The sequence below is a fragment of the Nocardioides litoris genome, assembly GCF_006346315.1.
Classification (GTDB): domain Bacteria; phylum Actinomycetota; class Actinomycetes; order Propionibacteriales; family Nocardioidaceae; genus Nocardioides; species Nocardioides litoris.
Map to the genome: position 1 here is coordinate 1,488,928 of NZ_VDMR01000001.1, position 23,527 is coordinate 1,512,454.

24 protein-coding genes are annotated in these 23,527 nt (G+C 73.6%); 18 read left to right on the forward strand and 6 right to left on the reverse strand.

The features are described from left to right. Positions 1–12: 12 nt before the first annotated feature. The 13 genes from FJQ57_RS07130 (at position 13) to FJQ57_RS07190 (ending at position 12,169) form a co-directional block, all read left to right on the forward strand. Positions 13–1,398, forward strand: coding sequence for an MCE family protein (locus FJQ57_RS07130; RefSeq protein WP_246081632.1), 1,386 nt, complete (start codon positions 13–15; stop codon positions 1,396–1,398). Next, complete coding sequence (locus FJQ57_RS07135; protein ID WP_139978485.1) at positions 1,395–2,483, forward strand: MCE family protein; 1,089 nt, start codon at positions 1,395–1,397, stop codon at positions 2,481–2,483. Before FJQ57_RS07130 ends, FJQ57_RS07135 begins: the two co-directional genes overlap by 4 nt. Beyond that, on the forward strand, positions 2,480–3,496 hold the full coding sequence (locus FJQ57_RS07140; protein WP_246081633.1) for an MCE family protein: 1,017 nt from the start codon (positions 2,480–2,482) through the stop codon (positions 3,494–3,496). The genes FJQ57_RS07135 and FJQ57_RS07140 overlap by 4 nt, the downstream gene beginning before the upstream one ends. Further along, the gene (locus FJQ57_RS07145) at positions 3,493–4,734 is read left to right on the forward strand and encodes an MCE family protein (RefSeq protein ID WP_139978487.1); all 1,242 of its coding nucleotides are present in this window, start codon (positions 3,493–3,495) and stop codon (positions 4,732–4,734) included. Before FJQ57_RS07140 ends, FJQ57_RS07145 begins: the two co-directional genes overlap by 4 nt. Further along, positions 4,731–6,140, forward strand: a complete 1,410-nt coding sequence (locus tag FJQ57_RS07150; protein WP_139978488.1) for an MCE family protein — start codon at positions 4,731–4,733, stop codon at positions 6,138–6,140. The genes FJQ57_RS07145 and FJQ57_RS07150 overlap by 4 nt, the downstream gene beginning before the upstream one ends. Next, entirely contained in the window at positions 6,137–7,423 is a 1,287-nt protein-coding gene (locus FJQ57_RS07155) for an MCE family protein (protein ID WP_170219312.1), read from the forward strand. Before FJQ57_RS07150 ends, FJQ57_RS07155 begins: the two co-directional genes overlap by 4 nt. Then, a complete protein-coding gene (locus FJQ57_RS07160; RefSeq protein WP_139978492.1) occupies positions 7,420–7,950 on the forward strand; it encodes a hypothetical protein in 531 nt (176 codons plus the stop codon). Before FJQ57_RS07155 ends, FJQ57_RS07160 begins: the two co-directional genes overlap by 4 nt. Beyond that, entirely contained in the window at positions 7,947–8,696 is a 750-nt protein-coding gene (locus FJQ57_RS07165; RefSeq protein ID WP_139978494.1) for a hypothetical protein, read from the forward strand. The genes FJQ57_RS07160 and FJQ57_RS07165 overlap by 4 nt, the downstream gene beginning before the upstream one ends. A 68-nt stretch (positions 8,697–8,764) precedes the next feature. Continuing rightward, a complete protein-coding gene (locus FJQ57_RS07170; protein ID WP_246081634.1) occupies positions 8,765–9,736 on the forward strand; it encodes an NAD(P)/FAD-dependent oxidoreductase in 972 nt (323 codons plus the stop codon). Between the two features lie 43 nt (positions 9,737–9,779). After that, positions 9,780–9,974 (forward strand): ferredoxin, encoded by a 195-nt coding sequence (locus FJQ57_RS07175; protein ID WP_139978498.1) that lies wholly within the window; start codon positions 9,780–9,782, stop codon positions 9,972–9,974. Between the two features lies 1 nt (position 9,975). Further along, positions 9,976–10,887, forward strand: coding sequence for a 3-oxoacyl-ACP reductase (locus tag FJQ57_RS07180; protein ID WP_139978501.1), 912 nt, complete (start codon positions 9,976–9,978; stop codon positions 10,885–10,887). Positions 10,888–10,889: 2 nt separating this feature from the next. Beyond that, positions 10,890–11,648, forward strand: a complete 759-nt coding sequence (locus FJQ57_RS07185; protein WP_139978503.1) for a glucose 1-dehydrogenase — start codon at positions 10,890–10,892, stop codon at positions 11,646–11,648. 23 nt (positions 11,649–11,671) lie between these two features. Further along, positions 11,672–12,169, forward strand: coding sequence for a pyridoxamine 5'-phosphate oxidase family protein (locus FJQ57_RS07190; RefSeq protein WP_139978505.1), 498 nt, complete (start codon positions 11,672–11,674; stop codon positions 12,167–12,169). 493 nt (positions 12,170–12,662) lie between these two features. On the opposite strand, the gene FJQ57_RS07195 is transcribed toward FJQ57_RS07190, so the two are convergent. Next, on the reverse strand, positions 12,663–13,295 hold the full coding sequence (locus FJQ57_RS07195; RefSeq protein ID WP_246081635.1) for a TetR family transcriptional regulator: 633 nt from the start codon (positions 13,293–13,295) through the stop codon (positions 12,663–12,665). A 191-nt stretch (positions 13,296–13,486) separates the two neighbouring features. Here FJQ57_RS07195 and FJQ57_RS07200 point away from each other — a divergent pair, with 191 nt between their 5' ends. From FJQ57_RS07200 to FJQ57_RS07210, 3 genes are read left to right on the forward strand one after another with little or no spacing between them, the layout of a single operon-like run. Next, on the forward strand, positions 13,487–14,791 hold the full coding sequence (locus tag FJQ57_RS07200) for a glycosyltransferase family 4 protein (RefSeq protein WP_139978509.1): 1,305 nt from the start codon (positions 13,487–13,489) through the stop codon (positions 14,789–14,791). 5 nt (positions 14,792–14,796) lie between these two features. Further along, positions 14,797–15,555, forward strand: a complete 759-nt coding sequence (locus FJQ57_RS07205; RefSeq protein ID WP_139978511.1) for a class I SAM-dependent methyltransferase — start codon at positions 14,797–14,799, stop codon at positions 15,553–15,555. After that, complete coding sequence (locus FJQ57_RS07210; protein WP_139978513.1) at positions 15,548–16,648, forward strand: prenyltransferase/squalene oxidase repeat-containing protein; 1,101 nt, start codon at positions 15,548–15,550, stop codon at positions 16,646–16,648. Before FJQ57_RS07205 ends, FJQ57_RS07210 begins: the two co-directional genes overlap by 8 nt. A gap of 36 nt (positions 16,649–16,684) precedes the next feature. On the opposite strand, the gene FJQ57_RS23550 is transcribed toward FJQ57_RS07210, so the two are convergent. Genes FJQ57_RS23550 through FJQ57_RS07220 form a run of 3 tightly spaced genes read right to left on the reverse strand, consistent with a single transcriptional unit; the run spans position 16,685 to position 17,804 of the window. After that, the gene (locus tag FJQ57_RS23550; protein WP_281284235.1) at positions 16,685–16,816 is read right to left on the reverse strand and encodes a hypothetical protein; all 132 of its coding nucleotides are present in this window, start codon (positions 16,814–16,816) and stop codon (positions 16,685–16,687) included. Beyond that, positions 16,813–17,154, reverse strand: coding sequence for a hypothetical protein (locus FJQ57_RS07215; protein ID WP_139978516.1), 342 nt, complete (start codon positions 17,152–17,154; stop codon positions 16,813–16,815). The genes FJQ57_RS23550 and FJQ57_RS07215 overlap by 4 nt, the downstream gene beginning before the upstream one ends. Next, positions 17,151–17,804, reverse strand: a complete 654-nt coding sequence (locus FJQ57_RS07220; RefSeq protein WP_139979139.1) for a class I SAM-dependent methyltransferase — start codon at positions 17,802–17,804, stop codon at positions 17,151–17,153. Before FJQ57_RS07220 ends, FJQ57_RS07215 begins: the two co-directional genes overlap by 4 nt. Before the next feature lie 68 nt (positions 17,805–17,872). Here FJQ57_RS07220 and FJQ57_RS07225 point away from each other — a divergent pair, with 68 nt between their 5' ends. Next, the gene (locus tag FJQ57_RS07225; RefSeq protein ID WP_139978518.1) at positions 17,873–19,990 is read left to right on the forward strand and encodes an acyl-CoA dehydrogenase family protein; all 2,118 of its coding nucleotides are present in this window, start codon (positions 17,873–17,875) and stop codon (positions 19,988–19,990) included. Between the two features lie 76 nt (positions 19,991–20,066). Here FJQ57_RS07225 and FJQ57_RS07230 read toward each other — a convergent pair whose 3' ends face one another. Both FJQ57_RS07230 and FJQ57_RS07235 read right to left on the reverse strand, forming a co-directional pair. After that, positions 20,067–20,564 carry a nucleoside deaminase gene (locus FJQ57_RS07230; protein WP_139978520.1) on the reverse strand — a complete coding sequence of 166 codons (498 nt, stop codon included), beginning with the start codon at positions 20,562–20,564 and terminating at the stop codon, positions 20,067–20,069. Positions 20,565–20,635: 71 nt separating this feature from the next. Continuing rightward, positions 20,636–21,904 (reverse strand): alpha/beta hydrolase, encoded by a 1,269-nt coding sequence (locus FJQ57_RS07235; protein WP_139978522.1) that lies wholly within the window; start codon positions 21,902–21,904, stop codon positions 20,636–20,638. A 133-nt stretch (positions 21,905–22,037) separates the two neighbouring features. Here FJQ57_RS07235 and FJQ57_RS07240 point away from each other — a divergent pair, with 133 nt between their 5' ends. Next, positions 22,038–23,462, forward strand: coding sequence for a WS/DGAT/MGAT family O-acyltransferase (locus FJQ57_RS07240; RefSeq protein WP_139978524.1), 1,425 nt, complete (start codon positions 22,038–22,040; stop codon positions 23,460–23,462). Positions 23,463–23,527 lie beyond the last annotated feature (65 nt).

Below are 23,527 nucleotides of genomic sequence, written 5' to 3' on the forward strand. Positions count from 1 at the left end.
CGGGGGAGAGCCATGCCGCTGCTGGTCAACATCCACCACGACACACCGGGCGAGCACCGCCGTCTGCTCGTGGCCGGGGTGGCGTTCCTGACCGCGATGGCCCTGCTCGTGGCGCTGTCCATCGCCATCTACGACAAGCAGCTCGTCTCGGTCACCACCGTCACCGTCCGGGCCGACCGTGCCGGACTGCAGCTGGCCAAGCTCGGCGACGTGCGCCGCAACGGCGTGCTCGTGGGCCAGGTGCGCTCGGTGGGGGAGTCCGACGGCGAGGCCGAGATCGTGCTGGCCCTCGACCCGGCCGAGGCCGCCCGCATCCCCGACAACGTCGAGGTGCAGATCCTCCCGACGACGCTGTTCGGCCAGAAGTTCGTCTCCCTCGTCGAGCCCGACGTGCCCTCGGCCACCCCGCTGCGCGACGGCGAGGTCATCCCGTCCGACCGGGTCGAGACCAACGTCGAGCTCAACCGCATCCTGGCCGAGCTCTTCCCGCTGCTGCGCGCCGTGCGACCGGCCGACCTCAACGCCACGCTGAGCGCCCTGGCCGACGCCCTCGAGGGCCGCGGCGACCAGCTCGGCGCGACGCTGGCGGACCTCGACTCCTACCTCACCGCGATCCAGCCCTCGCTGCCCACGCTGCGCGAGGACCTGGCCGCGCTGGCGGACGTCGCCGACACCTACGACGACGCCGCGCCCGACCTGCTGCGGGTGCTCGACAACCTCACCGTCACCGCCAAGACCGTGCTGCAGAAACGCCGGTCGCTCGACGTCTTCTTCTCCGACCTCACCGGCCTCGCCGACCGTGGGCGGACCCTGCTCGCCGACAACGAGGCCGACCTGATCGAGGTCGGTCGGGTCGGCGCACCGGTGCTGAAGCTGCTGGCGACGTACTCGCCCGAGCTGCCCTGCCTGCTCAAGGGCGCGGCCCGCTACGCCCCGATCCTGGCCCGCACCTTCGAGGGCAACCAGGTCAAGCAGTACATCGAGCTCGGCTCCGCGCAGTACGAGGCTTACGGCCCCGACGACCGCCCGGAATACGGCGAGGTCGGCCACGGGCCCTGGTGCTCGGGCCTGCCCGACCCGCCGGTGCCGATCGGGCCCGTCTCGTTCGACGACGGCACCGACATCGACGAGGACCCGCCGACCAGCCCGCTGCCCACCCTCCCGGGTCTGCGCGAGCGCGCGGCCCCCGGCTGGGCCCGCGAGGCACGCCGGCGCGGCTTCGGCACCGGCATGTCCAGCGGGTACGCCGGCACGCGGGGCGAGCAGGAGGTCCTCAACGCCCTGCTGGCCGGCCGCACGGGCGCCGCGGCGTCGGCGTACGGCGCGCTGGGCTCGTTGCTCTACGGCCCGGTCGTGCGGGGGCCCGGTGGCTCGCGGGCAACGGGGGGCGAGCGATGACCGGCGCCTCCCAGCAGAACCGCACCACCCTGGCCGCGGGCGTCAAGCTGGGGATCTTCACCGTCGTCTCGGTCCTCGTGACGGGCCTGCTCGCGGTCATCATGGGCAACATCGGGTTCGGCGAGGGCCGCACCTACCGCGCCGAGTTCGTCAACGCCTCGTCGCTGGAGAAGGGCGACGACGTGCGCGTCGCCGGCGTCAGCGTCGGCGAGGTCCGGGAGGTCGAGCACTCGGGCCCGGAGAACGCCAACGCCACGGTGACCTTCCGCATCGACGCCGACGTGCCGCTGACCTCGGCCTCGACGGCGCAGATCCGCTTCCTCAACCTGGTCGGCGACCGCTACCTGGCGCTGCAGGAGGGAGCCGGCCGCGGGGCCGATCGGCTCGGCGAGGACGACCTGATCCCGATGGACCGCACCGAGCCCGCGCTCGACCTGACGGTGCTGTTCAACGGCTTCAAGCCGCTGTTCACCGCGCTGCGGCCCGAGGACGTCAACGAGCTGACGATGAACATCGTCCAGGTGCTCCAGGGAGAGGGCGGCACCGTGCGCTCGCTGCTCGACAACGCCGCGTCCCTCACCAATGCCCTGGCCGACCGCGACGCGCTCATCGGCGAGGTCATCGACAACCTCGGCACCACGCTCGAGACCGTCGACGCCCGCAGCGTGCAGCTCGAGCGGCTGGTCGTCGAGCTGCGCGACTGGATGCGCGACCTCGCGGCCGACCGCGAGACCATCGGCGGCTCGCTCGACAGCATCTCCCGGCTCACCCAGGTCGTCGCCGACCTGCTCACCGACGCCCGCCCGCTGGTCAAGCGCGACATCGCCGAGCTGCGCTCGCTCTCGGCCCTGCTCAACGAGCCCGGCAACAAGAAGCTGGTCGTGGAGATCTTCGACCGGCTGCCCGAGTCGATGACCGACCAGACCCGCACCGGCACCTACGGGTCTTGGTACAACTACTACATCTGCGGCTTCTCCGGCCGCATCCAGCTGCCCGTCATCAGCGGCCTCCCGATCATCAAGCAGCTCAACGAGCAGCTGAACAAGATCGAGTTCCGCTCCACCGCGCCGAGGTGCAACCGGTGAGCGGCGGGACCGGCGCGACGGGCCGGCAGCGGTCGGCCGAGGCCCGCGCGATGCGCTACGGCGCGGTGACCCTCGTGCTCGTGCTGCTCGTCACGGCCGCCTCCTTCAACCTCTCCAAGTTCCCCGGCTTCCGCGGCGAGAGCTACCAGGCGTGGTTCTCCGACGCCTCCGGCATCCGTCGCGGCAGCAGCGTCCAGGTCGGAGGCATCCGCAGCGGCCGGGTCTCCGACGTGCAGCTGCGTGGCTCCCGGGTGCTGGTCACCTTCACCGTCGACCAGGGCATCGACATGGGCGAGGACACCACGGCCGCCGTCGAGGTGCTCAACCTGCTCGGCGAGAAGTACCTGCGCATCACCCCCGACGGCACCGGTGAGCTCTCCCGCAGCGAGCGGATCCCGCTCGAGCGGACGCGGGCGGCGTACGACATCGTGGGGGTGTTCGGCGACCTGACCACGACGACCGAGCAGATCGACAAGGACGCGCTGGTCCAGGCGTTCGACGTGCTCAGCGACACCGTCGACTCCGCGGCGCCCGAGATCGCCGAGAGCTTCCGCGGCATCAGCCGGCTCTCCCGGACCGTGGCCAGCCGCGACCAGCAGCTGCGAGACCTCTTCGAGAGCTCCAAGAACGTCTCGGAGGTGCTGGCCGCCCGCAGCGACGACCTGGTCGAGCTCATGGGCAGCTCGCGGCTGGTCTTCGAGGAGCTGCAGAAGCGCAAGGACGCGGTCCACCGGCTGCTGGTCAACGCCCGGCTGCTGGCCACCGAGCTGCGCGGCCTCGTCCGCGACAACCAACGGCAGATCGCACCAGCGCTGCGCGAGGTCGACGACCTGCTCGACACCCTCATCAGCCGCGAGAAGGAGCTCAAGGCGACGCTGGCCGCGCTCGGGCCCTACGTCAACATCCTCGGCAACATCATCGGCACCGGCCCCTGGTTCGACGCCTACGCCGTCAACCTGCTCGGCATCCCCACCGGCGAGTTCGTGCCCGGCACCTCGGAGGTGCTGCAGTGACGCGGTTCGTGACCGTGCGGACGGTCCTGGTCGTCGTGGTGGCGCTGCTCGTCGGCGGCATCGTGCTCGGCGGCCGCGGCGACGCCGCCCCGCCCAAGCGCGTCACGGCCCACTTCGACCGGGCCGTCAGCGTCTACGAGGGCACCGACGTGCGGGTGCTCGGCGTCACCGTCGGCCGGGTCACCGAGGTGACGCCCGAGGGCGGGTCGGTCCGCGTGGAGATGGAGTACGACGGCAAGGTCGACGTGCCCGCCGACGCGACAGCCGCGATCGTCACGCCCACCCTGGTCGCCGACCGGTTCGTGCAGCTGACCCCGGTCTGGGCCGAGGGCGACCCGGTGATGGCCGACGGCGCCCAGATCGACGTGCAGACCACGATGGTGCCGGTCGAGCTCGACCGCATCTACGCCTCGCTGCGCGACCTGACCGCGACCCTCGGGCCCAACGGCGTCAACCGCAACGGCACGTTGGACAACCTGGTGAGCGCGGGCGCGGACGCGCTGGAGGGCCAGGGCAGGGCCGGCAACGCGATGCTGCGCAACCTGGCTGACGCCGCCACGGCGTTCGGCAACAGCAGCGGTGACCTCTTCGCCACCGTCGAGCAGCTGGCGCAGTTCACCACCACGCTCGCGGAGAACGACGAGCTGGTGCGGGCCTTCATGGCCGACCTCGCCGTGGTCTCCGAGCAGCTGGCCGGCGAGCGGGTCGAGCTGCGCCGCACGGTCGCCACCCTCGCCTCGACCGTCGGCACCGTGCGCGGCTTCGTGCAGCGCAACCGCAAGGCCCTCGCCACCGACGTGCGCAAGCTGTCGCGGGTCATGCGGGTCATCGCCTCGGAGAAGCAGAGCCTCGACGACGCCCTGGAGGTCGCCCCCGTGGCCATGGGCAACCTCGTGCTCGCCTTCAACACCGACACCGGCTCGATCGGCTCGCGCATCGGCGTCAGCGGCAACGTCTTCGACGCCGACGGCTTCCTGTGCGCCGTCGTGCAGGCCAACCCCGCCATGCCGACGGTGGCCAAGGACCTCACCTGCGAGATCCTCTCCGCCCTCGTCGAGCCCGTGACCGACCAGCTGCCCACCATCCCGCCCGCCTCCGGCCGCACGGGCGCCGCGCCGCGCACCGGCACGACGGGGACCGCCCCCACCACGTCCGGCCCCGCGGTCCCGGTCGGCCAGCCGTCCGCCCAGGCCCCGGCGCCCAGCCTGGCCGACCTGCTGGCCGGAGGTGCGTCGTGACCGCGCGCTCCGTCGTACGGCGGGGGAGGGCCGGCCTGCTGGCCGCGCTCGCCGGCAGCCTGCTGGCCGGTGGCCTGTCCGGGTGCGACTTCGACGGCGCCTACGACCTGCCGCTGCCCGGCTCGCCCGTCGACGCCGACGAGGCCTACGAGGTGCGGGCCGAGTTCGCCGACATCCTCAACGTCGTGCCGCGCTCGCCCGTGATGGTCGACGACGTCACCGTCGGCGAGGTGACCGAGGTCGAGCGCGTCGGCTGGCACGCCGAGGTCGTGCTGCGGGTGCGCGACGACGTGGTGCTGCCCGACAACGCGGTGGCCGAGATCCGCCAGGTCAGCCTGCTCGGCGAGAAGTACGTCGCCCTCGAGGCGCCCGCCGGCGCCACGGCGACCGGTCGGCTCGGCGACAGCCCCGACGACGTCATCCCGCTCGCCCGCACCGGCCGCAACCCCGAGGTCGAGGAGGTGCTGGGCGCGCTGTCGTTCCTCCTCAGCGGCGGTGGGGTGGCCCAGCTCGGCACGATCACCCGCGAGCTGAACGCGGCCATGGACGGCCGCCAGGACGACCTGCGCAGCCTGCTCGGCAACCTCGACCGCTTCGTCGGCACCCTCGACGGCCAGAAGCGCGACATCATCCGCGCCCTCGACTCCCTCAACGGGCTCACCGCCACCCTCAACCGGTCCCGCCGGACCATCGAGGAGGCCCTCGACGTCACGGGCCCGGCCATCGACGTGCTCGGCCGGCAGACCGACGAGCTCGTCGGCATGCTCAGCGCCCTCGACCGGCTCGGCGTCGTCGGTACCCGGGTCATCAACGCCAGCCGCGACGACCTGCTCGCCCAGCTGCGTGACCTCGCGCCCATCGTCCGCAACCTCGCCGCCGCCGGCGACCAGCTCGCCCCGGGCCTCAACCTGCTCGTGAGCTTCCCGTTCCCGAAGGAGGCCTCGGAGATCGTGCTCGGCGACTACGCCAACACCGCCATCCGGGCCGACATCAGCCTGGAGAACTTCCTGCCGAAGGGCGGGCTGCTGCCCGACCTCCCGGGCCTGCCGGACCTGCCCGACCTGCCCGTCGTCGGCCCCGCCCTCGACAAGGTGCTCTCGTGCCTGCGCAGCGGCACCCTGGGGTCGGCCGCCTGCACGGCCGTGCTCCGTTCAGCCACGCTGCTGCCCGAGCTGGTGCTCCGCTGCGCCGGTGTGAAGTGGGGCCGGTCGGGCGTGTGCCGGGCCCTCGGCCCCGTCGAGGGCCTGCTCGACGGCCTGGGCGTGACCGGTGGAGGGGGCAGTGGCGGGGGCGGTGGGGGCCTGCTCGACCTGCCCGGCCTCGGTCGGCTCACCACCGCCCTGTCCAGCGGCGACCCCGCCCCCCGCGCCGACACGTCCTCCCTGCTGGGGGGTGGGGCCCGGTGAGCGCCGCCGTCCGCATCCGCCTGATCGTCTTCGTCGTCCTCTCGGCCGTCGGCGTCACCTACGTCGCCGCGACCTACCTCGGGCTGGTCGACCGCGTCCTGGGCCGCGGCTACACCGTGCACGTCACGCTGCCGACGTCCGGCGGCCTGTTCGAGGGCAGCGAGGTCACCTACCGCGGGGTCAAGATCGGCAAGGTCTCCCAGATGGCGGCCACCCGCCAGGGCGTCGAGGTCGACCTGGCCATCGAGGACGGCGTCCGCATCCCGACCGACTCGCCGGTCTTCGTGCACAACCTATCCGCGGTGGGGGAGCAGTACCTCGACTTCGTCCCGCCCGACGAGGACGGCCCGTACGCCGAGGACGGCACGACCTTCGCCGGCTCCGAGGCCTCCCTGCCGGTCGACGAGGCCGACCTGCTCGTCGAGCTCGACTCCTTCGTCCGCTCGGTCGACGAGCGCAGCCTGCAGGTGCTGGTCGAGGAGCTCGGCGACATGTTCACCGACACCGCCGGCCCGCTCCAGCAGCTCATCGACGACGGCGGCCGGTTCGTCGACGAGGCCGCCGAGCACACCGACGACACCGTGCGGCTGCTCGAGACCGCGTTGACGGTGCTGCGCACCCAGCGCGACAACGGCGACAACATCCGGTCCTTCTCGCGCGACCTCGCCGCCCTCACCGACACCCTGCGCGACGCCGACGGCGACCTGCGGACGGTGCTCGACGAGACCCCCCCCGCCGCGCGCGAGCTGGAGGAGCTGCTCGACGACCTCGGCCCCACGCTGCCGGTGCTGCTCAGCGACCTGGTCACCGTCAACCAGACCGTGGTCTCCCACCTGCCCGGCGTCGAGCAGCTGCTGGTCACCTTCCCGCGCGTCATCGCGGGCGGCTTCACCGGATCACCGCCGGACGGGTTCGGCCACGTCAACCTGCAGCTCGACTACTCGGTGCCGCCCTGCACCGAGGGCTACAAGCCGCGCGCGGAGTGGCTGCGCGGCGACCAGCTCGACGACGGCCCGATCTTCCCGGCGAGGTGCACCAGCGGGCCGCCGTACGTCCAGCGCGGTGTCGACTACGTCCCCGGCGGCGCGCGCAACCCGACCCCGTCGCCCGGGCGCACCTACGATCGGCCGGTGCCCGGCCACTACGACCCCCGCACCGGCCTCGCCGACGACGTCGTGGACGCCCGCGGCCGGCCCGTCCGCTTCGGGCAGGCCGGCGACCTCGGCATCCTCGGCGACGACTCCTGGAAGTGGCTCGTGGTCGGGCCGGTGGCCTCACCGTGACGGCCTCCCGCCGGGCCGTGACCGCGCTCGCCGTGGTCGTGGTGCTGCTGGCCGGTGCCGTGGTCGTCGGCGGTGTGGCCACGTGGCGGGAGCGCTCCGACCGCTCCTCGGCCGCCGGGGAGGACCGGCCGCCGTCGGTCGCGGTGCAGGAGCGGTACGGCGCGGTGCTGGCCGCAGCCCGGGCGACCGCGACCGCGCTGGTCAACATCGACTACCGCTCGCCCCAGGACAGCCAGGACGCCGTCGCGGCCACCGCGACCGGCACGTTCCTCGACCAGTACGAGGCCTCCTCGCAGAGCCTCGTGCAGCTCGTGACCTCCTTCAAGTCCGTGCTGGAGGGCGAGGTCGTCGAGGCCGCGGTCGACGACCTGGACGCCGACAGCGCCACCGTGCTCGTGGCCACGGAGGGCACGGTGAGCAACGCCCAGACCGGGGAGGACCGGCAGGCCCGCAACTTCCGGCTCTACATCACCCTGGTCAACACCGACGGCCGCTGGCTGACCAACGACCTGGAGTTCGCCGGATGAGCCAGCCGCCCCGCCGGCCGACCCGGCCGGCCCGGCCCACCCGCACGCCCACCTCCCGCCCCCGCCGGGTCGCGGGCCAGGGGCGCGTCGAGCCCGAGACGGACGCCCCACCCACGGCGGCCGAGGAAGCGCCATCCACGGTGGTCGAGGAAGGCGCGCCAGCGCCTGTCTCGAGACCACGTGACTCGAGCGACGAGACCCCACCCGACCCGCCCGACCGCCGTACGCCGAGCCGACGGCCGCTCGTCGTGCTGGCCGTGGTGGCCGTGCTGCTGCTCGCGCTGGGCGTGGCGGAGGTCGCCTACCTCGCCTCGGGCCCCGACGTACCGGAAGCCGTGGCGCCGACGGCGGAGCGGCCGGTGCAGGCCTCCGAGCTCACCGTGCGCTCGGTCGTCGACCAGGCGGCCAAGGCCGCCGACTCGATCATCTCGGCCACCGCCGACGGCTACGACGCCGAGGTCGACGCGGCCGCGGCACTGATGACCGAGCCGTTCGCCGCGACGTTCCGCGAGACCAAGGAGCAGGTGCAGGCGGAGTTCGTGGCGCAGGGGACCACCGTGGTGGCCGAGGTGTCCTACCAGGGCGTGGTGCGTGCGACGCCGACCGAGGTCACCGCGCTGCTCTTCCTCACCCAGACCACCCAGAAGGGCAACCCGCCCCAGGTCACGCCGGTGCAGTACCGGGTCACGGTGACCATGGTCGACACCCCGGACGGATGGCTGGTCAGCGACCTGCAGGCGCTGTAGGCTCCCGCCGAACTAGAACACGTTCCAGTTTGCTGGTGCTGGGGCGGGACCGACGGGAGGATCACCGCGTGACCACCGTCGACGTCGACCTCCTCGTCATCGGCGCAGGGCCCACGGGCCTCTACGCCACCTACTACGCGGGCTTCCGCGGCCACCGGATCGCGGTGGTGGACTCGCTGCCCGAGCTGGGCGGCCAGGTCACCGCGATGTACCCCGAGAAGCAGATCTTCGACGTGGCGGGGTTCCCGTCGGTCAAGGGCCGCGAGCTCGTGGAGGGCCTGGTCGAGCAGGCCGGCACCGCCAAGCCGGAGTACCTCCTCGACCGCACCGCCACCACCCTCGAGCACCACGACGACGGCGTCGTGGTCGGGCTCGACGACGGCACCGAGGTCCGCGCCGGCGCGGTCCTCATCACCGCCGGCATCGGCAAGTTCAGCCCGCGGCCCCTGCCGGCCGGCGAGGGCTGGCTCGGGCGCGGCCTGGAGTTCTTCGTGCCCAGCTTCGCGCCGTACGCCGGCAAGGACGTCGTCATCGTCGGCGGCGGCGACAGCGCGTTCGACTGGGCGCTGCACCTCGAGCCCGTCGCCCGGTCGGTCACCCTCGTGCACCGCCGCGACGCGTTCCGGGCCCACGAGCGCACGATCGAGCAGGTGCGGGCGACCCCGACCGAGATCATCACCCGCGCCCAGGTCACCGCGCTGCGCGGAGAGCCGACGGTCGCCGAGGTCGACATCGAGGTCGACGGCGAGACCGTCACCCGGCCCTGCCAGGCCGTGGTCGCCGCCTTGGGGTTCGTCGCCGACCTCGGCCCGATGCAGCAGTGGGGCCTGGAGGTCCACAAGCGGCACATCTGCGTCAGCCCCGCGATGCAGACCAACCTGCCGCGCGTCTTCGCCGCCGGCGACATCACCGAGTACGACGGCAAGGTCCGGCTGATCGCCGTGGGCTTCGGCGAGGCCGCGACCGCGGTCAACAACGCCACCGTCGTCATCAACCCCGACGCCAAGGTCTTCCCGGGCCACTCCTCCGAGGGCTCCTAGCCCGCACCACCCGCCGTCACCAGGTCAGAAGGGACCGACGTACATGAGGATCAAGGTCGACTTCGACCTCTGCGAGTCCAACGCCTTGTGCGAGGCGATGGCGCCCGACGTCTTCGAGCTCGACGACGACGACTACCTCCAGCTCAAGCAGGAGGAGACGACGCCCGAGGACGTCGCGGACGTCGAGCGCGCCGTGGCCGCCTGCCCGCGGGCCGCGATCACCCTCGAGGGGGCCTGAGGTGGCCGGCGCCTCGTCCGAGACCTCGCTGGACGGCCGGGTCGCGATCGTCACCGGTGCGGGCGCCGGGCTCGGCCGGGCCGAGGCCGTCGCGCTCGCGAGGGCCGGGGCCCGGGTCGTGCTCAACGACCTGCCCGGCGCGGCTGACGACGCTGCGGCCGAGGTCCGCGACCTGGGCGCGGAGGTCGCGGTCGTCGAGGGCGACGTGTCCGACTCCTCGGTCGCCGAGGCGATGGTGAAGGCCGCCGTCGACGGGTTCGGGTCGCTCGAGGTCGTCGTCAACAACGCCGGCATGACCCGCGACCGGATGCTGTTCAACATGAGCGACGAGGAGTGGGACGACGTCGTCCGGGTCCACCTGCGCGGCCACTTCCTGCTCTCGCGCAACGCGGCGTCCTACTGGCGTGGCCGGTCGAAGGAGACCGGTGCCCCGGTCTACGCCCGGGTGGTCAACACCGCCTCCGAGGCCTTCCTCGGCGGCTCGCCCGGCCAGGCCAACTACGCCGCGGCCAAGGCCGGCATCACCGCGCTGACCCTCTCGACCGCCCGCGGCCTCGAGCGGGTCGGGGTGCGCGCCAACGCCATCTGCCCGCGCGCCCGCACCGCGATGACCGCCCAGGTCTTCGGCGAGGACACCTCCGGCGAGGCCGTCGACCCCTACTCGCCCGAGCACGTCGCGCCCCTCGTCGCCTGGCTGGCCTCCCCGGCCGCCGAGTCCGTCACGGGCCAGGTGCTCGTGGTGTACGGCGGCATGGTCGCGGTCGTCGCCGCCCCGGTGGTCGAGCAGCGCTTCGACATGACCGGCGACCGCTGGACCGCCGACGACCTGACCGCCCAGCTGGGCGGGTTCTTCGCCGACCGCGACCCGTCCGTGGGCTTCGCGGCCGACTCGATCATGAAGCTGGAGGTGTGACGATGACCGGTCGTCTGGACGGCAAGGTGGCCGTGGTCACCGGCGGTGCGATGGGCCAGGGCGCCGGCATCAGCCGCGCGTTCGTGGCCGAGGGCGCCCGGGTCGTGGTGGCCGACGTGGCCGTCGACGAGGGGGCGACGCTGGCGGCCGAGCTCGGCGACGCCGCGATCTTCTGCCGCCACGACGTGGGGGACCCCGCCTCGTGGGAGGCGCTCCTCGCCGCCACCCACGACGCCTTCGGCCCGGTCTCCACGCTGGCCAACAACGCCGGCATCCTGCGCTTCGGCTCGGTGGAGAAGATGCCGGTCGACGAGGTCGAGCTGCTCTTCCGGGTCAACCAGCTCGGCTGCTTCCTCGGCATGCAGGCCGTCGTGCCCGACATGCGCTCCATCGGCGGCGGCTCGATCATCAACGCCTCCTCCACCGAGGGCCTCGGCGGCATGGCCGGCACGGTCGCCTACGGGGCCACCAAGTTCGCGGTGCGCGGCATGACCAAGGGCGCCTCCCACGAGCTCGGCCGCCACAACATCCGGGTCAACTCCGTGCACCCCGGCATGATCGACACCCCGATGACCCGGGTCCACGGCGGCGACGCGGCCATGGAGTACGGCGCCTCCAAGGTCCCGCTGCGCCGCGTCGGCCACCCCGAGGACGTCGCCCCGCTCTACGTCTTCCTGGCCGCCGACGAGTCGTCGTACATCACGGGCGCGGAGATCGCGATCGACGGCGGCGTGACGGCCACCCACGGCTTCGGCGGCTGAGGGCCCGGTCTAGGTTCGCCCCCATGGCCAACCAGCGCGCCCAGGTCGTCATGAGCGACGACGAGGTCGAGGAGTTCCTGCACCAGCAGCGGTCGGCGACCATCGCCACCCTCGGACCGCAGGGCCGTCCCCACCTCGTCGCCATGTGGTACGCCGTCCACGACGGCGCGGTGTGGATCGAGACCAAGGCCAAGTCGCAGAAGGTCGTCAACCTCCGCCGCGACCCCACCATGTCCTTCCTCGTCGAGACGGGCCACACGTACGACCAGTTGCGCGGCGTCTCCCTCGAGGGCACCGCCACGATCATCGAGGACGAGTCGGTCGTCTGGGACGTGTGCGTCAACGTCTTCGAGCGCTACAACGCGCCGTACACCGAGGAGCTGCGGCCCTTCGTCGAGGTGATGGCCAAGAACCGCGTCGTCGTCCGCCTCGACCCCGTCCGCACCCGCTCCTGGGACCACCGCAAGCTCGGCCTGCCCGTCATGGAGCTCGGTGGCTCGACCGCGGAGTTCCTCGACTGACCGTCATCCTTGGTTGGTGCGGGTGGCCGCGCGCGTGGCAGGTCGCGTCTCGGCGTCAAGGACGCTCGCTGCGCTCGCGCCGGCTCCGCCGGCCGCCTGCGGCGGTCCTTGACCCCGAGCCTCGCGCGACCCGCCGACCTGCGCGCTGTCGGCGCGGCCTCGTGTCCCGTGCCCGGCGCGCCGCCGCTGGCGCGGCCACCCGCCCCACAGGTCACACGTGGCGCACCGTCACCACTCCTGGTGCGGAACTCCCACTTGTGGTCAGTAGTTCCCCGTCAGGAGTGGGAGATCGGCGTCAGGAGTCATCGGGGGCGGCCGCGCCAGCGGCGGCGCGGGCGGAGCCCGTGCCGTTGAGCGCGCCGTCAGTCGATCGGGCGAGGCTCCGGGTCAAGGACCGCGAAGCGGCCGGCGGAGCCGGCGCCGCAGGCGTCCTTGACGCGGAGACCCGATCGACTATGCGCGCGGCCGTCCACACCAACCCCGCGGGACAGTCCTAGTCGCGCAGCAGCAGCCGGACGGCGGTCTCGAGGTGAGCGCCGGTCTGGGCGGCGGTGCTGCGGCCGGTGACCCAGGCGACGAGGGCCGAGAGCCACACGTCGCCGATGACGCGGGCGATGGCGACGTCCTCGTCGGTGAGGTCGGTCAGGTCGGCGGGGTCGGCGTCGCCGGGGGAGCCCTCGGGGCGCATGGCCCGGGTGAGCATCGAGGTGAGCAGCATCCCGACCGTGTGGATCTCCTGGGCGACCGAGGCGTCGGCGAACATGAACGCGCGGGTCAGCGCCTCGGTGAGCTTGGGGTCGCCCTGGAGGCCGCGGGTGGTGCCCTTCATGACCCAGATGACCCGCTCGGCGGCGGTCTCCCCGGGGATCTCGACCTCGCGGAACGCCGCCTCGCTGCGCTCGAACTCCCGCGCGAGCGCGGAGACCAGCAGGTGGATCTTGGAGGGGAAGTAGCGGTAGAGGGTGCCGAGGGCGACCTCGGCCTCCTCGGCCACGGCGCGCATCTGGACGGCCTCGAACCCGCCCTCGCGGGCCAGGGCGTACGTCGCGTCGAGGATGCGCTGGCGGCGCTCGCGCTGCGCGGCGGAGCCGAGCTCGTCGGCGGTGAGGGAGTTGGCGGTGCTCACGGGGACCCCCAAGGTCGGGTCGTGGCCCTGCACCATCCCGCGCACCTCGGCGTACGGGGGAGTGCGCCGGGGACGGCTGCTGCTCGATGTCTGGTACTGCGTCACTAGGCTAGGGCCCAGTGGGCCAGTATAGGAACACGTTCTAGTCGCGCGACCGCGGGTCGCCCAGCACCGGAGGGTCGAGCCGCCCCATGCGCATCGCCATGCTGTCCTACCGCAGCAAGCCCCACTGTGGGGGCCAGGGTGTCTACCTGCGCCACCTCAGCCGTGAGCTGACCGCCCTCGGTCACGAGGTCGAGGTCTTCTCCGGCCAGCCCTACCCGGAGCTCGACGAGGGGGTGGCGCTGAGCAAGGTGCCGAGCCTCGACCTCTACCGCGAGCCCGACCCGTTCCGCGTGCCCAGGCTGCGGGAGTTCCGCGACCTGGTCGACGTGCAGGAGTTCCTCATCATGTGCCTGGCCGGGTTCCCCGAGCCGCGCACCTTCGCCCGGCGCATCAGCCGGATCATGGCGGACCGGGCCGGCGAGTTCGACATCGCCCACGACAACCAGGTGCTCGGGCACGGCATGCTCGACCTCGAGGGCCATGGCCTGCCGCTCATCACGACCGTGCACCACCCGATCACCTACGACCGCCGCATCGACCTGGCCCAGACCCGCCACCCGTGGCGCAAGGTCACGCTGCGCCGCTGGTACGGCTTCCTGCGCATGCAGGGCCACGTCGCGCGCCGCGCCCGCTGGATCCTCACGCCGTCGGAGACCTCCAAGCGCGACATCGCCCGCGACTTCGGCGTCGACCCGGCCAAGATGCAGGTCATCCTGCTCGGGGTCGACGACATGTTCGTGCCGCCGCCGGTCGACAAGCCGCGCGTGCCCGGCCGCATCATGGCCATGGCCAGTGCCGACGCCCCGATGAAGGGCATCGCGACCCTGCTCGAGGCCTTCGCCAAGCTGCGCACCGAGCGGGACGTCGAGCTCGTGCTCGTCAGCAAGCCCCAGCCCGGCGGCCGGACCGAGAAGCTCATCGAGAAGCTCGGCATCGGCGCCCACGTGCGCTTCGTCTCCGGCCTCACCGACCCCGAGCTGGTCGAGCTGATGGGCTCGGCCGAGGTCGCCTGCGTGCCGTCGCTGTACGAGGGCTTCTCGCTGCCCACGGCCGAGATGATGGCCTGCGCGACCCCGCTCGTGGTCTCGCGCGCCGGCGCCATCCCCGAGGTCGTCGGCACCGACGGCGAGTGCGCCGACCTGGTGACCCCCGGCGACGTCGAGGAGCTCAAGACCGCCGTCGCCGCGCTGCTCGACGACCCCGAGCGCCGGGCCCGCATGGGCGCCGCCGGCCGCCGCCGCGTCGAGGAGTCCTTCAGCTGGCGCGCCGTCGCCGCCACCGTGGCCGAGGCCTACCAGCACGTCATCGACGAGCACCACCGCGAGCACGGCACGACCCCGCGCCGTACGACGACCCCCACGACCCCCACGACCCCGAGCCAGGAGGGCTGACCGCCATGCTGACCGTCGACTTCGACCGGCTGGGCCTGCGGCCCGGCGACCGCGTGCTCGACATGGGCTGCGGCGCCGGACGCCACGCGTTCGAGATGTACCGCCGCGGCGCCGACGTCGTCGCCTTCGACATGGATGCCGACGAGCTGGCCGGCGTGCTCGAGCTGTTCGGTGCGATGAAGGAGGCCGGCGAGGTGCCGGCCGGCGCCGAGGCCGACATCAAGCAGGGCGACGCGCTGTCGCTGCCGTTCGCCGACGGCGAGTTCGACCGCGTCGTGGCCGCCGAGGTGCTCGAGCACATCCACGCCGACGTCGACGCCATCAAGGAGCTCGTCCGGGTGCTGCGCCCCGGCGGCACCCTCGCCGTCTCCGTGCCCCGCTGGCTGCCCGAGGTCGTCAACTGGAAGCTCTCCGACGACTACCACCACGCCGAGGGCGGCCACATCCGCATCTACACCGACCACGAGCTGGTCGACAAGGTGACCAAGGCCGGCCGCCCCAACGACGGCACGCCGGGCGACGCCATGGTGTTCGAGGGCAAGAGCTACGCGCACGGGCTGCACACGCCGTACTGGTGGATCAAGTGCGCGGTGGGCGTGACCAACGACGACCACCCCGCCGCGAAGGCCTACCACCGGCTCCTGGTCTGGGAGATCATGAAGCAGCCGCGGGCGCTGCGGCTGGCCGGCCGCGTGCTCGACCCGCTCATCGGCAAGTCGATGGTGCTCTACTTCCGCAAGCCCGAGACCGGTGCCGATGCCTGAGGCCGCCGGGGCGCTGCCCTACGTCACGGGCGTCGTCAGCCCCAGCCAGGTCGCCGAGACGGCGGCGTCGATCGCCTCCATGCAGGAGCCGAGCGGCGCGGTGCCGTGGACGGTCGGCGAGCACGTCGACATCTGGAACCACACCGAGGCCGCCATGGCCCTGCTCGTCGGCGGCCAGGTCGAGGCCGCCGAGCGCGCCCTGGACTGGGTGCCCACGATGCAGCGCGCCGACGGCTCGTGGCCGATGAAGATCGTGGCCGGCGAGGTCGAGGACGACCGCGGCGAGGTCAACATGAGCGCCTACTTCGCGGTCGGCCTGTGGCACCACTGGCTGGTGCGCCACGACATCGCCTACGTCGTGCGGCACTGGCCCGCCGTGCGCGCGGGCCTGGACTGGGTGGTCTCCCTGCAGGCGCCGTTCGGCGGCATCCGGTGGACGCCGGTCGACGACTTCTGCCTGCTCACCGGCAGCTCCTCGATCTACCACTCGCTGCGCGCGGGTGTCGCCCTGGCCGAGCTGCTCGGCGAGCCGCAGCCGGAGTGGGAGCTGGCCGGCGGCCGCCTCGGCCACGCGGTGCGCCACCACCGCGACCGGTTCGCCGACAAGTCGACGTACTCGATGGACTGGTACTACCCGGTCCTCGGCGGCGCCGTGCGCGGCGAGGCGGCCCGCGAGCTGCTGGCCACGCGGTGGGACGACTTCGTGGTCCCCGGGCTGGGGATCCGCTGCGTCGACACCAACCCCTGGGTGACCGGCGCCGAGACCTGCGAGCTGGCGATGGCCGTCGATGCGATCGGTGACCAGCGGCGCGGCCTGGAGCTGCTGCGCGACATGCAGCACCTGCGCGGCGAGGCCGGCGCCTACTGGACCGGGTGGGTCTACGAGGCCGCCGCACCGGGCGAGGCCAGCGACGTCTACTGGCCCGTCGAGCACACGACCTACACCGCGGCCGCGATGATCCTGGCCGTCGACGCCCTCGGGGAGACCTACGGCCACGGCACGGCCGGGTCGGGCATCATGCGCGGCACCTCGCTCGCCCCGCACTTCGCCGAGATCGGCCTCGAGTGCGGCTGCGAGTCGGCCCGGGTCTGAGCCCCCGGCTGCTGCTGGCGGCCCCCGGCTCCCGGCTCAGGTGGAGGTGGCGCCGCCGTCCCAGGCCACCGGGGTCAGGTGGACCAGCCGCCCGTCGACCCGGGCGAGCCGCGACACGTGGCTGCCCGCGGTGACGGCGTCCTCGCCGGCGACCTCGGAGCCGCTCACCGCGTGGTCGTACGGCGCGGCCGCGTCGACGGCCCGGCCGAGGCCGGCGAGCCAGGCGTCGAGCGGCTCCCGCCAGGCGCGGGACGACAGCCCTCCCTCGGCCCGAACGGGAACCCGCCGACCCGTCGGTCGGCCTCCGACAGCGCGCCCAGCGGCACGCCGAGGTCCAGCCAGTCGCCGTCGTCGCACCGGTCGGCCTGCAGGCGGGCCGCCACCCACAGCGCCCGGGCCGCCCGTTCGAGCCGATCGTCGTCGGGGGCGCCGAGGTGGATCGACAGCTCGTCGCAGCCGCCGGACCAGCTCGGGCGGTGGCCGAGGTCGTCCGGCGCGGCGTTCACCCGACCGGGTCGCCCGCCTCGCCCGCCGTACGACGCAGGGCGCGCATCGAGCCCACGGTGCCGACCTCGGTCCAGCTGCCGCTGGCGACCGCGCGCTGCCAGACGTGGAAGGGCGGCTGGCCGCCGTCGGCCGGGTCGGGGAAGACGTCGTGGATGAGGAGCAGGCCGCCGGGAGCGACCCAGGGTGCCCAGCCGGTGTAGTCGGCCTGCGCGTGCTCCTCGGCGTGGCCGCCGTCGATGAACAGCAGGCTCAGCGGGGTGCGCCAGTGGCGGCTGACGGTGGTGCTGCGACCGACGACGGCGACGATGAGGTCCTCCAGGCCGGCGTCGTGGATCGTGCGGCGGAAGACCGGGAGGGTGTCCATGACGCCCAGGTCGCGGTCGACGAGGGTGGCGTCGTGGTGCTCCCAGCCGGCCTGGTTCTCCTCCGACCCGCGGTGGTGGTCGACGGTGAGGACGACCGCGTCCTCGCCGCCCGCCTCGCGCGCGGCGGCGCCGAGGTAGACCGCCGACTTGCCGCAGTAGGTGCCGACCTCGAGCAGTGGCCCGTGGGGGGCCCGCTCCACCGCGCAGCGGAACAGGAACGCGCCCTCGTCCTCGGGCATGAACCCCTTCGCGGCCAGGGCGTGGGCGAGGAGGCCCGCAGGCATGTCGGTCACGGCGCCAGGCTAGTAGGGTGGAACACGTTCTAGTTCCGGTGGCGTGGTGGAGGAGCGGCATGGGCATCGGCATCACCGAGGAGCACGGCGAGCTGGCCTCGAGCCTGCGCGGCTGGGCCGCGGCGCTCGAGGGACGCGAGGCCGCCCGCCGGGCCGAGGGCGAGCCGGCGGCGACGTTCGACGAGGTCGTCAAGGCCGCGGCCGAGATGGGCGTCACCACCATCGCGCTGCCCGAGTCCGCCGGTGGCGGGGGCGGCAGCACCCTCGACCTCGCGGTCGCGCTGGAGGCCTGCGCCCATGAGCTGCTGCCCGGGCCGCTGCTCACCTCGGCCGTCACCGCCACGCTGGTCGGGCGCGACGAGCGGTGCGCGCTCGCCCTCGACCCCGGGCTGCGGGTCGTGCTCGACCTGCCGGGTGCGACCCAGGTGTTGCTCCCCGTCGGCCACACCGGTGCGGACGGCTGGTGGGTCGTGCCCGCCGCTGCCGTCGACGGCGTGCCGTCGGTGGGCCTCGACCTGACCCGACGTACGGCGTCCGGGCGGCTCGGCCCCGACGCGCTCGACCCGCTCACGGGGGCGGTGCGCCTGCCCGGCGTCACCACGGAGGTCGTGCGGCGGACCGTGGTCGTGCTCGCGGCCGCCGAGGCCGCGGGGGTCGCCCGCTGGTGCCTCGACACCGCGACGGCGTACGCGAAGGTCCGCGAGCAGTTCGGCCAGCCGATCGGCGCCTTCCAGGCGGTCAAGCACCTGTGCGCCGAGATGCTCGAGACCGTCGAGGCGGTCGCCGCCGCGGCCTGGGACGCCGCCTCGGCCGCCGACGAGGTCGGGCAGGGCGCGGCCGAGCAGGCGGCGTACGCCGCCGACGTGGCCCACGTGACCTGCGTCGACGGGGCGGTGGAGGTGGCCAAGACCTGCATCCAGGTGCTCGGGGGCATCGGGTTCACGTTCGAGCACGACGCCCACCTCTACCTGCGCCGGGCCCTGGCCCTGCGCGCCCTCGTCGGCGACCCCGACGAGGCGGCCGAGCGGCTGGCCGACCGGGCCGCCGGTGGCACCCGGCGGCGGGTGCAGGTCGACCTCGACGGCCGCGACGAGGAGGTCCGCGACGACGTGCGGGCGACGGTCGAGCGGATCGCCGCGGCCGGGCCCGAGGAGCGGCGGACCCTGCTCGTCGAGACCGGCTACCTCACGCCGCACTGGCCCGCTCCGGCCGGCCTCGCCGCCGACGCGGTCACCCAGCTCGTCATCGACCAAGAGCTGGCCGAGGCGGGGGTCGAGCGCCCCGACATCGTCATCGCCGCCTGGGCGCTGCCGACGATCCTCGAGCACGGCAGCGACGCGCAGCGCGAGCGGTTCGTGCGGCCCTCGCTGCTGGGCGAGCTGGTGTGGTGCCAGCTCTTCTCCGAGCCGGGCTCCGGCTCCGACCTGGCTTCGCTGCGCACCCGGGCGACCAAGGTCGACGGCGGCTGGCGGCTCGACGGCCAGAAGGTCTGGACCTCGCTCGCCGACGAGGCCGACTGGGGCATCTGCCTGGCCCGCACCGACCCCGACGCGCCGCCGCACCGGGGCATCGGCTACTTCCTCGTCGACATGCGCAGCCCCGGCCTCGACGTCCGCCCGCTGCGCGAGATCACCGGCGAGGCGTTGTTCAACGAGGTGTTCCTCGACGGCGTCGTCGTCCCCGACGACTGCCTGGTCGCCGGCCCGACCGACGGCTGGCGGCTCGCCCGCACCACGCTGGCCAACGAGCGCGTCGCCATGGCGGGCTCGCGTCTCGACACCTCGGTCGAGCGCGCCGTCGCCCTCCTCGCCGACCCCGGCCGTACGACGACCGGTCGTGAGCGCGCCGCCGTGGGCCGCGCGGTGGCGCTGGCGACGGTGTGCGGGCTGCTGGCGACCCGCACCGCCCTGCGCTCGCTCGACGGCCGTGGCCCCGGCCCGGAGTCGTCGGTGGCCAAGCTGCTCGGTGTGCGCAACCGCCAGGACGCCGCCGAGCTGGTCGTCCGCCTGCACGGGGCCGACGTGCTCGCGGCGGGGGTGCCCGCGCGCGACGCGGGTGGCGCCGAGAGCGCGGTCTGGGAGCTGCTCAACACCCGCTGCCTGTCCATCGCCGGCGGCACCACGCAGGTCCTGCGCAACGTCGCCGGCGAGCGGATCCTGGGGCTGCCCCGCGGCTGAGGTCAGGTGGCCTCGAGACGGGACTCCGTCCCTCCTCGACCACCGTGGGTCGGGCCACTCGGTGGTCCGGGCGGGCTCAGCCGTCGCCGCGGGCGGCGAAGTCCTCGAAGGGGGCGGTGGGGTGGTCGTGCGGGCCCTGGACGGCCGGCAGCGACCGGTCGGCGGGGTCCTTGGCGTACTCGTCGTAGAACGTCGCCAGCGTCATCCACCGGCCGCCGTCCTCGTAGTGCTCGCCCTCCTGCTCGCGCGTCGCGGCGTACACGACCCGCTCGGGCTCGGCGTAGTAGAGCGCGCCCAGGCACATCGGGCACGGGTAGGCGGTGACGTAGACCTCGCAGCCGCGCAGGTCGGTGCGGCCCTGGACGGCGAGGCCGCGGATGGCGGTGACCTCGGCGTGCGCGGTCTTGTCGCCGGTCTGCACGACCTGGTTGGTGGCCTCGATGACCACCTCGCCGCTGGCGACGTCGACCACGATGCAGGCGAAGGGCTTGCCGCCCTCGGCGACGTTGCGGCGGGCGAGGTCGACCGAGCGGGCGACGAGGTCGGGGTCGACGGGGGAGGTCTGCTCGCTCATGGCGGCCACGCTAGGCAGCACCGACCGGCGGCCGGGCCACCCGCGCGGCCTCACCCCTGGTCCGGGACCGGTCAGGCGGTGGGGTCGGGCTGGTCGACCTGGGCGTCGTGGTCGAGGCCGGCCCGCCAGGTGTGCCAGTGCCAGTGCAGGTAGCGGTCGATGGCGCGCACGACGTGGGCCGAGCGGATCGAGGGGAAGACGTCGAAGGCGTGCTGGGCGCCGGGCAGCTCGGCGTACACCACCGACTGCTCGGAGACCTCCTTCAGCCGCGAGACGAACAGCCGGGCCTGCTCGACGTCGACGAGGGTGTCGCGGGCGCCGTGCAGGACGAAGAAGTCGGGGGCGTCGGGCGTGATGCGCAGCAGCGGGGAGGCCTGCTCGAAGGCCTCGGGGTCCTCGCTCCACCGCTTCTGCAGGACCCGCGGCGCGAGGAAGCGGTCGCGCATCTGCTCGGCGGTGCGCAGGCCGGTGGCGCCGGCGAAGTCGTAGACGCCGTAGTGGGGGACCGCGCAGGCCACCGAGGTGTCGGCGTCCTCGAACCCCGGCTGCCAGGTCGGGTCGCCGGCGGTCAGCGCGGCCAGGGCGACGAGGTGGCCGCCGGCGGAGCCGCCGGTGATGGCGACGTAGTCGGGGTCGCCGCCGTAGGAGGCGATGTGCTCCTTGACCCAGGCCAGGGCCTGCTTGACGTCGACCACGTGGGCGGGCCAGGCGTTGCGGGGGGAGAGGCGGTAGTTGATGGCCACGCACACCCAGCCCTTGGCGGCCAGGTGGTGCATCAGCGGGACGCCCTGCTGCTCCTTCTCGCCGATCGACCACGCACCGCCGTGCACCTGCAAGAGCACCGGGGCCCCGGCGCCGGGCTGCAGCCCGGAGGCCGGCGTGTAGACGTCGAGGCGCCCGCGCTTGCCGTGGTCGTTGTAGGCGATGTCGCGCTCGACGTGGACCCGCGGGTCCTTCATCCGGAACGGCCACACCAGCCGCCGCCACGGGGTGGCGAGGTCGGCCGCGGTCGGCCGGGGGTCGAGGACGTCCTGGTAGTCGGTGCCCAGGGCCTCGGTCAGCGCCCGTTCGGCGACCTCGCCGGTACGCCGGCTCTGGGCCAGGATCGCGGCGAGCCCGACGGCGCTGACCGCGGCCAGCGCCAGCCCGGCCCGGTCGGCCCTGCCCCGGCGCACCGCGAGCACGGTGTCGGCGGCGGTGCCGGCGAGCACGTGGGGAGCGAGCTCGGTGGTCAGCCAGCCGGCGAAGAACGACGGCACGGCGGCCTCGTAGCCCGGGAGCGGGCGCAGCGCGTTGGCGGTGAGCGCGGCGGTGAGCAGGCGGCGACGCAGGAACCCCATGGCCATCGACTGTAGGCCCGGCTCTGACCGGGCCGGATGAGAGGTCCGTCACCCGTAGCCCGGTCGGGCGGAGGGCCGTTGTACAACAAGAACTTGTTCTCGTTTCGACCGCGCACCAGCACTCGGAGACCCCGTGGACCGCCTGTCCGGCCTCGACGCCAGCTTCCTCTACCTCGAGACGCCCGCCCAGCTCATGCACGTGTGCGGCGTCATCGTCATCGACCCGAGCACCATGCCGACGCCGTACACCTTCGACGCGCTGCAGGCCGGGATCGAGCGGCAGGTGCGCGACGTGCCGGAGTTCACCCGCAAGCTGCGGCGGGTGCCGCTCGGCCTCGACCACCCCATCTGGGTGCGCGACCGGACCTTCGACGTCGAGCGGCACGTGCACCGGCTCGCGGTGCCGAGCCCGGGCGGGTACGACGAGATGGCGCGGCTGGTCGCCCACCTCGCCTCCCTGCCGCTCGACCGGTCGCGGCCGCTGTGGGAGATGTGGGTCATCGAGGGCTACCGCGACGACCAGCTCGTGGTGTTCTTCAAGATGCACCACTCGACCGTCGACGGCGTGTCCGGCGCGAGCCTGGTCTCCCACCTGTGCTCGCTCTCGCCCGACGAGGCCCCGCTCGCCCTCGGCGGCTCGCAGGAGCACGGCCGCGCGGTCTCCCGCGGCGAGCTGCTGGTGCGCGGCCTGGCCAGCCGGACCGCGCTGCCGGTCCACGCGGCCCGGGTGGTCGCGCCGACGGTCAAGGGCGTGGTCAGCAGCGCGCGCCGCGCCGCCCAGGGCACCGCGATGGCCGCGCCCCTGACCGCCCCGCGCACGTCGTTCAACGGCACGATCACCGGCCACCGCTCCATCGCGCTGGCCGACATGGACCTCGCGGAGGTGCGGGCGGTCAAGAAGGCCACCGGCACCACCGTCAACGACGTCGTGCTCGCGGTCACCGGCGGGGCGCTGCGCGCCTACCTCGACGAGCGCGGCGAGCTGCCCGACTCGACACTCATCGCCTCGGTCCCGGTCAGCGTCCGCGACGTCTCCAAGCGCTCGGGCGGCTCCAACAAGGTCTCCACCCTCTTCGCCCGGCTCGGCACCGACATCGAGGACCCGCTCGAGCGGCTGGAGGCCATGGCCGGCTGGAACCGCAACGCCAAGGACCACCACCAGGCCATCAGCGCCGACTCCCTGCAGGACTGGGCCGAGTTCGCCGCGCCGCGGACCTTCGGCCTCGCCGTCCGCGCGTACGCCGGGCTGCGGCTGGCCGAGAAGCACCCGCCGGCCATCAACCTCGTCGTCTCCAACGTGCCCGGCCCGCCCGTGCCGATCTACTTCCTCGGTGGCCACGTGCTGGCCCTCTACCCGCTCGGCCCGATCTTCCACAGCGCCGGCCTCAACATCACGGTGATGAGCAACGACGGCAAGGTGCACGTCGGCGCCATCGCCTGCCGCGAGTCGGTGCCCGACGCCGACGCGCTCGTCCGGCACTTCCCGACCGAGCTGGCCCGGGTGCGCGACGCCGTGGCCGCTGCCGCACCGACGGTCGGCGAGCGCGTGCCCGACTGACCCCACGGTGGTCGAGGAGGGACGACGTCCCGTCTCGAGACCACTCACCGCAGGGGTCTCGAGAC

Coding starts and splice junctions, on each gene's coding strand:
- FJQ57_RS07130 (WP_246081632.1), top strand. CDS start 13: ATGCCGCTGCTGGTCAACATCCACCACGACACACCGGGCGAGCACCGC.
- FJQ57_RS07135 (WP_139978485.1), top strand. CDS start 1,395: ATGACCGGCGCCTCCCAGCAGAACCGCACCACCCTGGCCGCGGGCGTC.
- FJQ57_RS07165 (WP_139978494.1), top strand. CDS start 7,947: ATGAGCCAGCCGCCCCGCCGGCCGACCCGGCCGGCCCGGCCCACCCGC.
- FJQ57_RS07175 (WP_139978498.1), top strand. CDS start 9,780: ATGAGGATCAAGGTCGACTTCGACCTCTGCGAGTCCAACGCCTTGTGC.
- FJQ57_RS07185 (WP_139978503.1), top strand. CDS start 10,890: ATGACCGGTCGTCTGGACGGCAAGGTGGCCGTGGTCACCGGCGGTGCG.
- FJQ57_RS07190 (WP_139978505.1), top strand. CDS start 11,672: ATGGCCAACCAGCGCGCCCAGGTCGTCATGAGCGACGACGAGGTCGAG.
- FJQ57_RS07200 (WP_139978509.1), top strand. CDS start 13,487: ATGCGCATCGCCATGCTGTCCTACCGCAGCAAGCCCCACTGTGGGGGC.
- FJQ57_RS07205 (WP_139978511.1), top strand. CDS start 14,797: ATGCTGACCGTCGACTTCGACCGGCTGGGCCTGCGGCCCGGCGACCGC.
- FJQ57_RS07210 (WP_139978513.1), top strand. CDS start 15,548: ATGCCTGAGGCCGCCGGGGCGCTGCCCTACGTCACGGGCGTCGTCAGC.
- FJQ57_RS07220 (WP_139979139.1), bottom strand. CDS start 17,804: ATGCCTGCGGGCCTCCTCGCCCACGCCCTGGCCGCGAAGGGGTTCATG.
- FJQ57_RS07225 (WP_139978518.1), top strand. CDS start 17,873: ATGGGCATCGGCATCACCGAGGAGCACGGCGAGCTGGCCTCGAGCCTG.
- FJQ57_RS07230 (WP_139978520.1), bottom strand. CDS start 20,564: ATGAGCGAGCAGACCTCCCCCGTCGACCCCGACCTCGTCGCCCGCTCG.
- FJQ57_RS07235 (WP_139978522.1), bottom strand. CDS start 21,904: ATGGGGTTCCTGCGTCGCCGCCTGCTCACCGCCGCGCTCACCGCCAAC.